We start from the raw sequence: 14,238 nt of genomic DNA, 5'->3' as shown, positions 1-14,238 counted from the left end.
CGACTTGGGGCGGTGCTCTTCTGAGTGCCGCCCTTTTTTTCATGATCCGTCAGCCGTCGGGTCCGCCTCTTTTCAAATCGGAGATTGATCGTGGCCAAGACCACCGACAAGCCATGGCCCGCTGAATTCATCACCAGCACCATCATCGACAGGCTCGAAGCCGGCGTTCGTCCGTGGGTGAAGCCCTGGCGCCCCGGGCTCGGTGGTCGTCCGCTGCGCGTGACGGGCGAGCCCTATCGCGGCATCAACTGCTTCTGGCTCTGGCTGGTCGCGGAGAGCGCTGGATATGCCGCGCGCACCTGGATGACCTACAAACAGGCTCAGGCGCTCGGTGGCCAGGTCCGCCAAGGTGAAAAATCCCAGTTCGCGATCTTCTACAAGACCTTCACCAAGGAGGTCGCCTCGCCAGTGACGGGAGCCGTGACCGACGAGGTCCGGGCGATGCTGCGCAGCTATGCGGTCTTCAATGTCGACCAGATCGAGGGGCTGCCCGCAGACTATTATCCGAGCCGTGTCGCACTCGTCGCGCCGGGTGACGTATTGCCCGACCGGGCAGATCGGTTCGTGCGCGCCCTTCCTGCATCCGTGCAGGTTCGTGGCGACCGCGCCTTTTACGACCGCGTCGCCGACAGCATCACCATGCCGCCGATCGAGTTGTTCACCACGAAGGCCTATTGGGCATCGACGCTCGCCCATGAGGCTGGGCACTGGACGGGCCATCCCGACCGCCTCAATCGCGAATTCGGCAAGAAATTCGGCGATGACGCTTATGCGTTCGAGGAACTGTGCGCCGAGATGACTGCTGCGCTGCTCGGGGCTGATCTCGGCCTTCCGACCGCGCATCTCGATGACCATGCCAGCTACATCGCCTCATGGCTGCGCGTGCTCAAGCGCGACAGTCGGGCGGTCATGACCGCTGCCGCCAAGGCGGAAGCGGCGGCGGGCTATCTGCTGCGCGCTACCGGTCTTGCCGATGCCCATGATCGAAACGAGACCGTTCGTGAAGCGGCGTGATCATGGACGGCCTCCCCGACCTCGCCGCCTACCGCCGCTTCGTCGTGGCCTTCAGCGGCGGCAAGGACAGCCTCGCCAGCCTTCTCGTCCTGTTGGCGCACGGCGTTCCTCCAGCACGGATCGAATTGCATCACCATGATGTGGACGGTCAGGGGCCGAGCTTCATGGATTGGCCCTGCACACCGGCTTATGTCGACGCGCTCGCCCGCCATCTTGGGATCGTCCTATACCGGTCCTGCCGGGTCGGCGGTTTCGCGCGGGAACTAGACCGGGAAAATGCGTCGACCGCGCCGATCATGTTCGACACCCCCGATGGTTCGCGCGTTGCGGGCGGGGCCGGGCCATCGGGCACTCGGGGCCTGTTCCCCCAGGTCTCGGCCGATCTTCGGGTGCGCTGGTGCAGCCCGGCGCTCAAGATCGATGTGCTTGCGGCGGCCATCCGCAATCAAGGCCGCTTTTTCGAGGGCAAGACCCTCGTTCTCACCGGGGAGCGCGCGGAGGAAAGCCCCGGCCGTGCTCGCTATGCGGTTCTCGAACCCCATCGGACCATGAGCGGCCGGCGCCATGTCGATCATTGGCGGCCGGTGCTGCTTTGGACCGAGCAACAGGTGTGGGACATCATCGCGTCGGCGCGGATCAGGCCGCATCCGGCATATCGTCTAGGTTGGGGCCGCCTCTCATGTCGATGCTGCATTTTCGGGACGGCGGATCAATGGGCGACCCTGCGCCTGATCTTTCCAGACGCGTTTGAGGGCATCGCCCGCCGCGAAGCGGCGAGCGGCAGGACGATCCATCGCTCGTTTAGCGTGACCGAGTTGGCCGACCGCGGGTGCCCCTATCCCGCAGCTCTGACCCATGAGGATGATCGGTCGCAGGCGGATGATTCCGTCTGGCGGCTGCGGATCACGCTCGACCCTTGGTCGTTGCCGGCAGGCGCGTTCGGCGAACGTGCTGGCCCGACCTGATCTTGGCTGGAGCGAGAGGAGAGGGGGCCTTCGGCGGGGTGCGCATCATTGCGCCAAGCTGGAGGCTGACCGATGTTCTACGATACGCTCTATCGCCATAATCAGGCGCTCATTCCCGACCCGGATGCAACCATAGGCGCTGCGCTTCATGGGTTGCTCAGTGCGATCGACGACTGTCGGCGCGCCGGTAAGTCCATCGAACAGGACGCAGCGATCCTGCTTCTTATCCGGGCGCTGGCCGGCAGCGCTGCGCGCGCCGCACCGGATGTCGCCGCTCTTGCCGCACGATGCGCGGCCGATCGCGCAGCGATCCTCGCGCATCCGGCTCTGCTCGCCATTGCCGGCCATCGGGTCGGCGGGGACCGTATCGCCAAGCGGACCTTTCATGCGCAGGCGCGTCAGGCGCTTGCGCGCGTCACCGAGGCGCTCGGTCTCGCTCCAGAGGAGTGCAAGATCGTCGTCACGGCTGGTGGCGATCATGAGGATGGCATGACCGAGCTGCGCCATGCCGACTTCACCGTCCGCGTCGTCCCGCGCGGCTTTTTGCCCGATAGCGAGGTAACCTGGTTCCGCTGCGCGCGCGGCGTGATTGCGGGGCATCCCTGTCACGGCAAGGCGGCGCTTCTGCTCGATCCCGGCGCCTTCGCTCGCCGCCTTTCGGCGCTGCGCCCCGCTCGCACGCCCTTGCCGGTCGCGGCCTAACCACCGGTTTCATCCATGCGCCAGTTCGTCCGGCGCGCAAATCAAGGAGGCTATTGTGGCTGACTATTACACGCATTGTTCCTGCACGCTCGATGTCGGGAACCGCGCCAATGTCGAGCAGGCGCTCGCCTTGTACGCTGATACGCTCCCAAACGAGGATGGCCTCACCTTTCCCGATGGCTTCAGGCTCGAACCGCCCGCCGATGAAGGCACCGAGCTTTGGATCCACGACGATGGCGGAGGCGATGTCGAGCTGGTCATCAGCTTCGTGCTGCTTTGCGCCGAGAGGCTCTTCCTGGAGGGGCGGTGGGGCTTCGAATATGGCCTGACCGCTTCGCGTCCGTTGCTCGATGGCTTCGGCGGGGGCGCGCATGTGGTCGACCTGTCCGACCGCAGTTCCCTCAGCTGGACGTCGACGTCGGAGTGGCTGGCCGGCGTCCTGGCAGGAGGCGACGGCAATGCCTGAGCTTGTCACCACCAACGTCTATCGGCTCCAGGAGCTGTCGGCGACCGCTAAGGATGCGGCGCGCCGCTGGTATCGGCAGGACGCACCCTGCGATGACTGGCATGAATTTGTGTTCGACGACTTCGCGCGCATTTGCGAACTCATCGGCGTCGAACTGAGCAGCCATGCCGTCCGCCTGTACGGGGGAGGGACCCGGCAAGCACCGCGCATCTGGTTCTCAGGCTTCTCGAGCCAGGGCGACGGAGCGTGTTTCGAAGGGCGCTACCGCTATGCCCGGTCTTCGGTGAAGGCGATCCGCGCCCATGCGCCGCGCGATGGCGAACTCCACCGGATTGCGGATACGTTGGCGGCGATCCAGCGGTTGAACTTCTACCAGCTCGGGGCCGGCATCACCCATCGCGGCCGCTATTATCACGAATATAGCATGACGATCGACGTCGAGCGGTCCGGTCCTGTCGAAAGCGCGATGACCGACGGTGCCGAAGAGGTGGTGGTGGAGGCGCTGCGCGACCTCGCACGGTGGCTCTATCGCCAGCTCGAAGCCGAATATGCGTATCAGACGGCCGACGAGCAGGTCGATGCGGCGATCATCGCCAATGACTACAGCTTCACCGATGACGGTGTGCGCTTCCCATGACGCGGCCCCCTGTCATCGCTGCATGGGGCGCCGGCGTCGATTCAACCGCGATGATCATCGAACTGGCGGAACGGGGAGAGCCCATCGACATGGTGCTGTTCGCTGATCCAGGTTCCGAGAAGAACCAGACCTATGCCTTCATCCCACTCTTCCGCACCTGGATGGAAGAACGCGGCATCGCCTCCGAAATCGTTCGGTATCAACCGCGCAATTTCAAGCACTGGCCGCCTTATGCGACCATCGCCGAAAATATGCTCTCGAATGCGACGCTCCCTTCGGTCGTGTTCGGTGGGGGGTCCTGCTCGCAGAAATGGAAGGTGGCCCCCCAGGAAGCGTGGACGGCGGGCTGGGAGCCGGCGCGCCGTTGCTGGGACGAAGGAGGGCGGGTCACCAAGCTGATCGGCTACGATGCTTCAGCGCGCGATACGCAGCGTTACCGCCATGCGCTCGTCTGCGAGGATCCGCGCTACCACTACCGTTATCCGTTGCGCGAATGGGGATGGGATCGCGCGCGGTGCGCGGCGCGGATTGCAGCCGCGGATCTGCCCGTTCCCCCCAAGTCGAGCTGCTTCTTCTGCGGCGCGATGAAGCCGGACGAAGTCATGGACCTGTCGATCGATGAGCTGCGCGTCATCGTGTTGATGGAGGCACGCGCGCGGCCACGTTTGCGCAATGTGCAGGGTTTGTGGCGCAAGCCGGTGCTCGGCTGTCGCGGTGCGATCCCCCGTCCCGGCAGCATCACCGAGTTTATCCGCGAGCGGGGGCTGCTGCCACCGTCCGAGATCGACCAGATCATGGACATCGCGCCAGACGCGCTTTTGGATTTTCAGGCGGCGCAAGCCGCCCTTCCTGTCGAGAAGCGGACGCCGATGGGCGACTGGCTCTACGATTTCCAGCACGCAGCTGCAGCGCTGCGCACCACAACACGCCTGCCTGATGATCCCGAGCGCGCATCAGCCAGGTCGCGTTTCAGCCAAGGAGGACCGGATGCCACGCTATAACCACCTTGTCACGATCGCCTTCAGTATCGTTTCGGACCACGAGCGCGGCGAGGATTTCACGCCAGCGATGCTCAAGGAGGCATTGTTCGCGCGGATCCGTGACCTCGACACTAGCACCGACGGGGTCGAGTGGCTCGAAGCGGTCGGCGCGCCATGCGACACCTATGAGGAAGAGCCGCCTGTGGTCTCCGATCGCTGACACCAACGACGGTTGCGCGAACGATGGCCCGCGTCGGACCATCTCGATCAGGTCAGCGATCGTGACGACAGTGGGCGCAAGCACGGGCACGAACTTGCAGCGTTCTCGACCATGATGACGCCATCTCACCCCGCGTTGGTCTCGCCCTTAAATCGTCCAGTATCGGTGCGAGGAGGTCGACGCGCCTTGCGCCATAGCGCGCCTGACCACTCCCGTTGGACGAGCGGCGCAGTGAGCCGATCTTGAACCATTTGCTCTGACCTCGAAGATCCGCTTGTGCGGACGCTGCCTGTCATGGTGCGGGCACCAGATGACGATGCCGGTGCCATGCCGGATTGGGGGTTATGACACCGCCGAGTGCAAACGGGTGACAGCGCGATCCGAAGCCCCAGATCTCGCGATCAGCGCCTGCGAGGGGGATTTTGGGCTCACCGTCTGAACCGACAGCCTCGCCGCCAGAGGATGCGGCACATGGGCGGTCGCGAGGGCCTGGCAACCCTTTCGCTGCGGGCCGTGTTGCCGCGTGCCGCGGCTGCCCGCTCCACCCCGCCACGAAAGGGTTTCCCTCGGCTGCGCCTCGGTGCCTGACCCTCTCGATCGACCGCCCAGGAGGTGCGCATCCGGCGGAGAGGCCGCCGGTTCAGAACCGAAAGGCAAGCCAACATGTCCACCTCGCTAGCAGCCGCCTTGGCGGCACTGGAACTGGGCCATCTCGAACCTGCCGCCGAAGAACTGTCGGGCATGGCGCCACCGCCGATCGAGGCCCTCGAGCAAACCGTCACCGCCATCTGGAGCGACCTCTTCACGACGATGACGAACACGTCGATCGAACGCGACATCGAAGATCTCGGCTGGAGCCTGGTCAATCTCTTCCACCGCGCCGCCGCCAAGAAGCATGGGCTGGTCGACCGGCTGACCGACGACATTCGGCTCCTCCTCGCCGAACAGGACGGCTCGGAGATCAGCACCAACGACCTGGAGGAGAAGATCGACCTCGCCAAGAAGGTCGAGGAATCCGCAGGCGCCTTCGAGGTCATGCGCGATGTCGCTGCCGCTCACTATATGCGCGAGACGGGGCGGTCCTGGGTTCCCTCTTCCGGCAACCGCATTTCGCTGGGCGTCACGGCCGCGATCGTCGACGGCAACGCCTTCCTGCGGGCACGTCGCGAACGTCGCCTCGAGGCCAATACTGCCCGCGGCACGCCGGTTGTGTTCGCAGGTGGCCGCCTGACCTTTGCCAATGATGCTGACCTCAAGACTTTCGCTGACAATCTGCTGGCGACGCTCAACAAGGTCCGCGCCCATGTCGGCGACATGTACCTCGTCCATGGTGGCGACATGAAGGGCATCGAGCGGCTTGCAGCCTCCTGGGCCGAACAGAAGGGCATCCAGCAAGTGCGGTTCGGTCTCGATCGCAAGCTGGGGGATCGCGCTGGCTTCCGCCGCAACGAGCAGATGCTCTCGCTCAAACCCCGGTTCGTCATCGCATTCCAAGGCAATGGTGTGACCGAACGGCTCGTGATCGAGGCGAAAGCCCGCAACATCCGTGTCGTTGACCGGCGCGGGCCGCTCGGCGCCCCTCCGGCATCCCTCAAAGCCGAGGGCCGTCAGCGATCAAGCTGACGGCCAGGGGAGCACCCTGACGTGGGTGCCTTCCCCCTTTTTTTAGCCTCATCGGGAAAGAACGCCCGCCAGCCAGAGGGGAGGTTGCGACGGCGTGAGCGGGCCGCGCGGGATCGCCGGCTCGGCTTGAAACCATCCCTACTGGAGACATGAAATGGATCATGCAGCACCGCTGACGCCGGTCAATATCGACTGGGGCGCCGTCATGGCACGCCACGCCGCTTACGAGGCGAAGACCGCCTCGCTCATGCCATTGAACAAGGCTGCGCTGTTCGATGCGTTCCAAACTGTCGGTATCACCTTGGTCACGGTGGCTTTCGACGGCGGTGGCGATTCCGGTCAGATCGAAAGCGTTGATGCCGTCGCCGGCGACGAACCGGCGGATCTGCCCCAGGTGCAGATTACCCTGCTCAAGGCGCAGCCGGATGGCTCCGGAACTGAGACGGCGATCATGTCAGTCGCCGACGCTATCGAAGACCTTGCGTATCAACTCCTCACCCAAAGCCATCCGGGCTGGGAGAATAATGACGGCGCCTATGGCGAATTCCGCTTCGCCGTGTCCGCCCGGACAATCACGCTCGATCACAACGACCGCTACACCGCGGTCGAATCCTTCGAGCATGAATGGTGAGGAGGGTGTGATGGGACATTGCTATCACCACGCGCTGTCGTCGGTTCGTAAATGGGGCGGCGTGGCCGAGGATTATCTGCCGCTGCATCAGTGGTTCGATGAATCGAAATCCATCACCGCCGATTATCGGCATCGTGCGCTGCGGCACCATGCCGAAGGCATTTTCATGCTCGAGCGCTTTTTCGGCGCCACCATCACCATTTCGACTGGACGCCAGGTGCCGGTTCGGTTGATCGGCGAGCAGCACGTCATGGAAGACCTCGGTTTCATTCCGAGCTTTGTCGACTGGGTTCGGTGCATCCAGCCCAAGCCCTGGATGGGCCGCGCGCAACCGATCCATACCGTTGTCGACCCATTCGCCGTGGCCGATGGCAATGCCACCGAGCGCGCGACAGCGTAATGGCTTCGCATGCGGCGGGGCAGACGCGCCGCATCCGGGCTGGTGAGTGCGGCCCGGAAGGTCACCTCCTCTGCGATGAGGTGACCTCGGCCGCTCTGTCCTGATGTGCCGCAGGCGGGGCTTTGGCAGTTGACCGTTGTCCTTCGCGCTTGTCGATCCGCAAGGCCAACACCAACGCCAGGCAGCAGTGAAGGCCATCATGCCATCTCTGGGAATTCCGCAGCGCTCTATCTGCCGTGTTGCTGACGCTTGGGGCCGAAGTGTGGGGCAGATGGAGAGAGCTGTACCACCCCCGGTGGAGATTGTGGGGATCGTGGGCTGACGGGGCGGGGATAGACGACGTCCGGCATGGTTTCCGTCAGATCGTGCCGGCAGTGAGGAATAACCCCTTCTTATTCACCTGCCCCCTAAGTCGGCCGTCCAGCGTCTCCAACCCGCGAACCTTCGGGCCGAGTTGCCGTGTGCCACGGCTGCCCGCACCACCCCTCGTTTCGGGGTTTCCCTGCGCGCTGTCGCGCTCCGGTGGAGGCGCTGTCCTGGCCGCCTTTTTCGGGGATCAGTCGAAGGGATCATCCCTCGGCCGACAGAAAAGGAAACCTCGACATGCAGAACATCGTCATCCTCGCCGGCAACGTCGGCGCCACCCCCGAAGCCCGCACCACGCAGGGCGGCATCAGGATCACCCATTTCAGCCTCGCGACTTCGCGGCCCAAGCGCGACAGCGACGGCAAGGTCATCAAGGATCGCGACGGCTACCGCGTCGAAGACACCGAATGGCACCGGATCACCTGCTTCAACGGCGTCGGCAAGACCGTTGAGGAATATGTCGACAAGGGCATGAAGGTGATGGTCCGCGGCCGCATCCATTACACCAGCTGGACCGATCAGGACGACATCAAGCGCTACGGCACCGAGATCATCGCCGACGAGGTGACCTTCCTAACCCGCGCCAAGCCGGCGGATCGCTCGGGCAACGACATGCCGGATGACGAAGAGATTCCCTTCTGAAGCCGGATCGGCCCGGTGGCATCTGCCACCGGGCCTTTTTCATGTGAGGATCGGCACATCGATAGCTTCGGCCTGGCGCTCTATCCAACTTCGGCAGGCTTCGAGCTCAGGTGAATAGGAATTCTCGCCATTAGGCCGATGCTTAATCGCGCCAGACAGCGGGCATTCAGCCTATGACGTGGTCTGGGACTTTGCTGCCGTTCGCCTGCGGTATGTCGAACGGCGCCTCTCGTCAGAAGCCGACATTCAACGTTCGCCCGACCGGCCTCTGGTTATGTCAGAAGCTTGGCCGTTATACCAAGGATCATAGATGATGACTCCCCGCGCCAATGCCGAGGCGATCAAGGCGGCGGGCATTTTCCAGCGCTTTTATGTCTCGACCGGCATCGGCCATGAGTTCCTGACCTAGGGGCCAAACCTGTACGAAATGGCGCCGTTGCTGTTTCGCGACCGCACGGGGGCGGGGCATCCAAGGAATTCAATTGCGCGCGTGTTTCATTGCAAATATGCGTAATCGAAGATCACGCCGTCGCGGGAGCGACCCTCGGCGGCGTGGCAGGCAAAACAGGGGCGGAGCAGGGTGCGCAGCACGAAGCGGCAGGATCTACACGTCGCGCACCGTTGCTGCAGCGGGCCTGCCGCGCTCGCCCTACTGCTCGCCTCTACCGGCACCGCAGTAGCGCAGGAGGCGCCGCCGCCCCCGCTCAGTTTTCAGGCAGCGCTCGCCAGGCTCGACAAAGCCTCACCGGGGCTCAGCGGCGACGACCATGCCGTCCGCGCCAGCGAGGAAATCGCCGCCGCCACCCGAACGCTGCGCCGCCCGGTGGTCACCGCCTCGGCGAGCGTGATCGAATATCAGAAGACGCTCTCGGTCGACCTGTCCGAGCCCAAGGCCGATGCGCTGAGCGCCACCAACGGCTTTCTAGACCAGTTTGGCGGGCAATTCTCCGGCGCGAGCGCGCAGATTGTGGCGCAGGTGACCCAGCGGATCGGCGCGGCCCTGCCCCGGCTGTTTGGCGCGATTCCCAACACGCTGGAGTTCCAGACGCGCGACACCGTGTTCCGTCCGGCGATCACCGCGGCGATGCCGCTCTATACCGGCGGCGCGATTCCCGCCGTCCAGAAGGGCGCGGACGCAGCGGTAGGCATCGCCCGGGCCAAGCAGGCGGGCGGGCAGGATCTCTCCCGCGTCAATCTGGTGCGCGCCTATTTCGGCCAGAAGGTCGCGAGTCAGCTGACCGTATCAACCCGCGAACAGCTCGAAGCCTTCGACCGGCACCTCTCGGACGCGCGCAAGCTGGAAGCGGAAGGCGTGCTCGCCCATGCCCGGGTGCTGGAGGTGGAGGTCGCGCGCAACACCGCCCAGCGCGCCTTCGAGCATGCCCGCAGCGAGGAGGCGATCGCCACCGATACGCTGGCGCGGCTGCTCGATCAGCCGCTGGGCGTCACCGCCTCCACTCCGCTGTTCGTCCATTCGGAGCCGCTGCCGCCGCTCCAGCGCTTCCTCGACGCCATCGACCAGTCGCCGCGCGCGCAGGGTGCGGATGCCGCCAAGAGCGCAGCGCAGGCCGGGGTGGATCTCGCCAAATCGCGTTATCGCCCCCAGGCCTTCGCCTTCGGCAGCTACAACGCCAATCGCAACAACGCGCTGCCGACCGAGCCCGACTGGATCGCCGGCGTCTCGCTGCGCATGACCCTGCTCTCCAACTTCGATCGCCAGAAGGCGCTCTCGGCCGCCCGCGAGAACCAGGCCGCCGCCGCCGATGCCGCCGCGCAAGCGCGCCGCGACGTCGCCGGTGAGATCGTTCGCGCCTGGAACATCGCCGAAGCGGCGCGCCGCTCCTTCCTGCTGCTCGATGCCAACCTCGCCGCCGCGCAGGAAAATCTGCGCGTGCAGCAGCTTTCCTTCCGCGAAGGCGAGGTCGCCTCATCGGCGCTGATCGATGCCGAGGCGGCGCTGTCGACAGTCCGCACCCAGCGGCTCGCCGCCGCCTATGAATATGACCTGGGGTTGATGGCGCTGCTCGCCGCCAGCCACCGCGTCGACGACTATAGCGACTTCATGGCGCGTGCCGACCGGCACGTGGAGGACCAGCAATGACCGACGAGACCGCGGCTCCGCCGCGCCGCAAGCCGCCCATCCTCGCGATCGTGCTCGGCATCGCGGTGCTGGTGCTGATCGTCGGCGGGCTGTGGCTCGCCAACCGGCCCGCACCCGAGCAGCTGCAGGGCATGGTCGATGCCGACGAGGTCAATGTCGCCACCAAGGCGCTCGCCCGCGTCGAGACTCTGGTGGCCGAGGAAGGCCAGCGCGTCCGCGCCGGCACGCTGCTCGCGACGCTGTCGAGCCCGGAGATCGCCGGCGGCAAGGCGCAAGCGCAGGGCGCGGTGGACGCCGCCCGCGCGATCGCCTCGGAAACCAATGAGGGCGTGCGGCAGGAGGACATCGCCTCGTTGCGCTCCACTTGGCAGGCGGCGCAGGCGGCAGCCGACCTCGCCGCGGTGACCAGCCGGCGCACCGCGAACCTTTATGCGCAGGGCGTGGTCGCGGCGCAGCGGCGCGACGAGGCGGCGGCAGCGCGCGACGCCAGCGCCAAGCAGGCCGAGGCCGCGCGGCAACAGTATCTCAAAGCGCTCGCCGGCGCACGCCCGCAGAACAAGCAGGCGGCCAACGCCCAGGTCCGCATCGCCGAGGCGGCGCTGCAGACCGCCACCGCGCTCGGCAGCGAGACCCAGCTGGTCTCGCCGATCAACGGCGAGGTTTCGCGCAAGCTTGTGCAGCCCGGCGAAGTCGTCAGCCCGGTGATCCCCGCCTATCAGGTGCTCGACATCGACCATAGCTGGGTAGCGCTCACCGTGCGCGAGGATCGCTTCAAGTGGATCGCGATGGGCAAGCGGCTGCACGGCCACATCCCCGCGCTCGGCCGCGACGGCGATTTCGCGGTCTATCATATCGCCCCGCGCGGCGACTTCGCGACGTGGCGCGCAACGCGGCAGGCTTCGGGCTATGACGTCCGCGCCTTCGAGGTGAAGCTGCGCCCGGTCACGGCGATCCCCGGCCTGCGCCCCGGCATGAGCGTGCTGTTCGACTGGCCGCAATGAGCGCCTTCGGCCACGCCTTGGGGGCGGAGCTGCGCCATCTGGCGCGGGACCGCTGGGACCTGGCCGGGCTGACGCTGATCCCCGCGCTTCTGCTGTTTCTGATCGGTGCGATGTTCTGGCAGGGATCGATGCGGCGGCTGCCGATCGTGGTGATTGACGACGATCGCAGCTCGGCGAGCCGCGATATCCTGCGCGCGATCGACGCGGCGCCGCTGGTCCATATCGTCGCGATGCGCGCCACCGAGGCGGAGGCAGTGGAGGAAGTGCGGCGCGGCCATGCCAATGGCTTCGTCCACCTGCCCAAGGATCTCGGCGCGGGGCTTGCCCGCCACCGCACGCCGGTAATCCGCATCCTCTACAATGCCAGCTTCCTATCTTCCGGCTCGCAGGCGGCGAGCGGTGCGGAGAGCGCGGTGCAGGCCGCCGCCGCGTCGCTGGTGGTGGACCAGCTTTCCGGCCACGCCCTGCCCCCGGATCCGACGCGGCGCTTCGCCGTCGAGGCGGTGCCGCTCAACAACGCCGCGTCGAGCTTCGAGTGGTTCCTCAGCACGCTGATCTATCCGGCGGTGCTGCATCTGGTCGCGGCGGTCACCTCCGCGATGGCGCTGGGCCGGGAACTGGAGGGGCGGTCGCTCGGCGGCTGGGCGGCGCGCAGCGGCACGATCGTGCCCGCACTGTTCGGCAAGCTGCTGCCGTATGTCGGAGCCGCACTCCTGTGGGGCATCGCCTGGCTGCTGTTCGTGACGCTGGGGCGCGGCTGGCGGGTGGAGGGCAGCGTAGCGGCGATCGTCGCGGGGCAGACGCTCTTCTATCTCGGCACCGCCGCGATTTCCGCGCTGCTCGTCGCGGCCACGCGCGAAACCGCCACGGCGCTGTCGGTCTGCGCGGTCTATGCGGGTTCGGCGTTAGCCTATGCGGGCGCCACCCTGCCGCTCAACGGCGGCAGCGGCTTCGCGCGCTTCTGGAGTGAGGTGCTGCCCCTCACCCATTACCTCGCGCTCCAGACCGGGCAGCTGGGCGGACAGGATGTCGCCACCATCTTCCCGTCGATTCTGGCACTGCTCGCCTATGTGCTGGTGCCGGGCGCGCTCGCCTGGCTGCTGATCCGGCGGCAGGCGCGATGAGTTTCGCCGCCGCCTTCCGCGCCACCTGGGCGACGGTGCTGACCTCCCGCACCCTGCTCAGCACGATGCTGCTCGCGGTGGTGCTCTATGCCTTCTACTATCCGGCGCCCTACAGCCAGGAAGTCGCTCAGCAACTGCCGGTGGTGCTGGTCGACGAGGACGGCAGCGCGCTCAGCCGCGAGCTGGTCCGCAACCTCGAAGCCACGCACGCCGTGATCGTGGCCGAACATGCACCGAGCGTAGCCGAGGCTCAGGCGCAGCTCCGCGCGGGCAAGGTGGACGGCGTGGTGCTGATCGCCCGCGGACTGCAACGCCAGCTGCGTACCGGCGCGCCGGGGGCCGGGATCGCGGTATGGGTCAATGCCTCGTACCTCCTGCGCGCCAGCACGATCGGCGAGGCGGTGACCGAGGTGCTGCGCGATCTCGCCGTCGAGAAGCTGGACGTGCTGGGCCAGGCCGTGCGCACCGGGCCGCCGGTCACCATCGTCCGCGAGCCGATGTTCAACCCGACCGCGGGCTACAAGGGCTATGTCTTCCCCGCCGTGACCATCGTCATCATCCAGCAGACCCTGCTGTTCGGCGTCGCTACCTTCGTCGGCGGGCGGCGGCGCGATGGGCGCTGGCGGATGGGGCATGGCGAATATCTCGGCACGTGGGCAGCGTTCACATCGGTTGGGCTGCTGACCTGCCTGTTCCTGTTCGGCTTCATCTTCTGGGTGCAGGGCATCCCGCACGACGAGAATGTCGCGGGCATGCTGCTCGCCGCGCCGTTGTTGGCGGCCTCGGTCGCCGGGCTGGGGCTGTGGCTGGGCAGCTATTTCGACCGGTCTGAGCGGGCGATGATGATCCTCGCGCCCACCTCCGCGCCCTTCTTCTTCCTCTCGGGCACTGCCTGGCCGCTCGACCAGATGCCGGGCTTCGTCCGCGCGGTGGCGAAGCTGATCCCCTCGACCAGCGGCGTGCAAGTATTCGTGCCGCTCAACCAGATGCACGCCAGCCTCGCCGACGTGGCGCCGGGGGTGCTCACGCTCCTCGGCCTTGCGCTCCTCTATGGCGGGCTAGGCTGGTGGCGGATCACCGGGCTGCGTCAGAAGCTGAAGCTGAGCTAGCCGGCGACGAAGTCCGAACTCGCATAGCCTGCCTTGGCCGACGCCGGCCCAGCGGCGAGATGCTCGTAGCGGCCGGTCAGCGACAGCCGCGGGGTGAGTGACCAAACCTCCTGCAGCCGAGGGACATCGGAGGTCCGAGTGTGGCGGACTTCACTCTTTATACCGAAGGCGATCAACCACGATGCGGAAGGCTGCGGTTGCCTAGGGCCGCTTTCGGCCCGAGCGGTCGTTCAAAGTGACTGGTGGGAACGGCTTGA

General features: G+C 66.1%; 15 protein-coding genes. All 15 read left to right on the top strand.

Features of this window, described 5'->3' with window-relative positions; genetic code table 11:
• The first annotated feature begins 90 nt into the window (after nt 1-90).
• Entirely contained in the window at nt 91-1,014 is a 924-nt protein-coding gene (locus ACGGKE_RS17940; RefSeq protein WP_037509358.1) for an ArdC family protein, read from the top strand.
• A 2-nt stretch (nt 1,015-1,016) separates the two neighbouring features.
• Nucleotides 1,017-1,979, top strand: a complete 963-nt coding sequence (locus ACGGKE_RS17935) for a phosphoadenosine phosphosulfate reductase family protein (RefSeq protein WP_037509292.1) — start codon at nt 1,017-1,019, stop codon at nt 1,977-1,979.
• Nucleotides 1,980-2,051: 72 nt separating this feature from the next.
• A complete protein-coding gene (locus tag ACGGKE_RS17930) occupies nt 2,052-2,681 on the top strand; it encodes a hypothetical protein (RefSeq protein ID WP_037509294.1) in 630 nt (209 codons plus the stop codon).
• A gap of 55 nt (nt 2,682-2,736) precedes the next feature.
• Nucleotides 2,737-3,147, top strand: coding sequence for a hypothetical protein (locus ACGGKE_RS17925; RefSeq protein ID WP_037509295.1), 411 nt, complete (start codon nt 2,737-2,739; stop codon nt 3,145-3,147).
• Nucleotides 3,140-3,784: a hypothetical protein gene (locus ACGGKE_RS17920; RefSeq protein ID WP_037509296.1), complete on the top strand. Its 645-nt coding sequence runs from the start codon at nt 3,140-3,142 to the stop codon at nt 3,782-3,784. Before ACGGKE_RS17925 ends, ACGGKE_RS17920 begins: the two co-directional genes overlap by 8 nt.
• Nucleotides 3,781-4,785, top strand: a complete 1,005-nt coding sequence (locus ACGGKE_RS17915; protein ID WP_394443178.1) for a hypothetical protein — start codon at nt 3,781-3,783, stop codon at nt 4,783-4,785. The genes ACGGKE_RS17920 and ACGGKE_RS17915 overlap by 4 nt, the downstream gene beginning before the upstream one ends.
• Complete coding sequence (locus ACGGKE_RS17910) at nt 4,772-4,984, top strand: hypothetical protein (RefSeq protein ID WP_037509313.1); 213 nt, start codon at nt 4,772-4,774, stop codon at nt 4,982-4,984. Before ACGGKE_RS17915 ends, ACGGKE_RS17910 begins: the two co-directional genes overlap by 14 nt.
• A gap of 663 nt (nt 4,985-5,647) precedes the next feature.
• A complete protein-coding gene (locus ACGGKE_RS17905; RefSeq protein ID WP_037509315.1) occupies nt 5,648-6,607 on the top strand; it encodes a DUF2493 domain-containing protein in 960 nt (319 codons plus the stop codon).
• Between the two features lie 154 nt (nt 6,608-6,761).
• Nucleotides 6,762-7,238, top strand: coding sequence for a DUF6878 family protein (locus tag ACGGKE_RS17900; RefSeq protein ID WP_394443175.1), 477 nt, complete (start codon nt 6,762-6,764; stop codon nt 7,236-7,238).
• 10 nt (nt 7,239-7,248) lie between these two features.
• Nucleotides 7,249-7,638: a DUF6915 family protein gene (locus ACGGKE_RS17895; RefSeq protein ID WP_037509318.1), complete on the top strand. Its 390-nt coding sequence runs from the start codon at nt 7,249-7,251 to the stop codon at nt 7,636-7,638.
• 603 nt (nt 7,639-8,241) lie between these two features.
• Nucleotides 8,242-8,646, top strand: coding sequence for a single-stranded DNA-binding protein (locus ACGGKE_RS17890; protein ID WP_037509321.1), 405 nt, complete (start codon nt 8,242-8,244; stop codon nt 8,644-8,646).
• A 580-nt stretch (nt 8,647-9,226) separates the two neighbouring features.
• Complete coding sequence (locus tag ACGGKE_RS17885; protein WP_394443172.1) at nt 9,227-10,747, top strand: TolC family protein; 1,521 nt, start codon at nt 9,227-9,229, stop codon at nt 10,745-10,747.
• Entirely contained in the window at nt 10,744-11,748 is a 1,005-nt protein-coding gene (locus ACGGKE_RS17880) for an HlyD family secretion protein (protein ID WP_017502347.1), read from the top strand. The genes ACGGKE_RS17885 and ACGGKE_RS17880 overlap by 4 nt, the downstream gene beginning before the upstream one ends.
• Entirely contained in the window at nt 11,745-12,872 is a 1,128-nt protein-coding gene (locus ACGGKE_RS17875; protein WP_394443169.1) for an ABC transporter permease, read from the top strand. Before ACGGKE_RS17880 ends, ACGGKE_RS17875 begins: the two co-directional genes overlap by 4 nt.
• Complete coding sequence (locus tag ACGGKE_RS17870; RefSeq protein WP_394443167.1) at nt 12,869-13,981, top strand: ABC transporter permease; 1,113 nt, start codon at nt 12,869-12,871, stop codon at nt 13,979-13,981. The genes ACGGKE_RS17875 and ACGGKE_RS17870 overlap by 4 nt, the downstream gene beginning before the upstream one ends.
• Nucleotides 13,982-14,238 lie beyond the last annotated feature (257 nt).

The sequence above is a fragment of the Sphingobium naphthae genome (genome assembly GCF_043589935.1).
GTDB lineage: Bacteria > Pseudomonadota > Alphaproteobacteria > Sphingomonadales > Sphingomonadaceae > Sphingobium > Sphingobium naphthae_A.
Note: the sequence above shows the minus strand (reverse complement) of the source record. Positions and strands in the feature narration are given on the sequence as shown.

Bases quoted from the DNA above. Each gene is read 5' to 3' on its own strand.
- ACGGKE_RS17935 (WP_037509292.1), top strand. From the start codon at position 1,017: ATGGACGGCCTCCCCGACCTCGCCGCCTACCGCCGCTTCGTCGTGGCC.
- ACGGKE_RS17930 (WP_037509294.1), top strand. From the start codon at position 2,052: ATGTTCTACGATACGCTCTATCGCCATAATCAGGCGCTCATTCCCGAC.
- ACGGKE_RS17920 (WP_037509296.1), top strand. From the start codon at position 3,140: ATGCCTGAGCTTGTCACCACCAACGTCTATCGGCTCCAGGAGCTGTCG.
- ACGGKE_RS17915 (WP_394443178.1), top strand. From the start codon at position 3,781: ATGACGCGGCCCCCTGTCATCGCTGCATGGGGCGCCGGCGTCGATTCA.
- ACGGKE_RS17910 (WP_037509313.1), top strand. From the start codon at position 4,772: ATGCCACGCTATAACCACCTTGTCACGATCGCCTTCAGTATCGTTTCG.
- ACGGKE_RS17905 (WP_037509315.1), top strand. From the start codon at position 5,648: ATGTCCACCTCGCTAGCAGCCGCCTTGGCGGCACTGGAACTGGGCCAT.
- ACGGKE_RS17900 (WP_394443175.1), top strand. From the start codon at position 6,762: ATGGATCATGCAGCACCGCTGACGCCGGTCAATATCGACTGGGGCGCC.
- ACGGKE_RS17895 (WP_037509318.1), top strand. From the start codon at position 7,249: ATGGGACATTGCTATCACCACGCGCTGTCGTCGGTTCGTAAATGGGGC.
- ACGGKE_RS17890 (WP_037509321.1), top strand. From the start codon at position 8,242: ATGCAGAACATCGTCATCCTCGCCGGCAACGTCGGCGCCACCCCCGAA.
- ACGGKE_RS17880 (WP_017502347.1), top strand. From the start codon at position 10,744: ATGACCGACGAGACCGCGGCTCCGCCGCGCCGCAAGCCGCCCATCCTC.
- ACGGKE_RS17875 (WP_394443169.1), top strand. From the start codon at position 11,745: ATGAGCGCCTTCGGCCACGCCTTGGGGGCGGAGCTGCGCCATCTGGCG.
- ACGGKE_RS17870 (WP_394443167.1), top strand. From the start codon at position 12,869: ATGAGTTTCGCCGCCGCCTTCCGCGCCACCTGGGCGACGGTGCTGACC.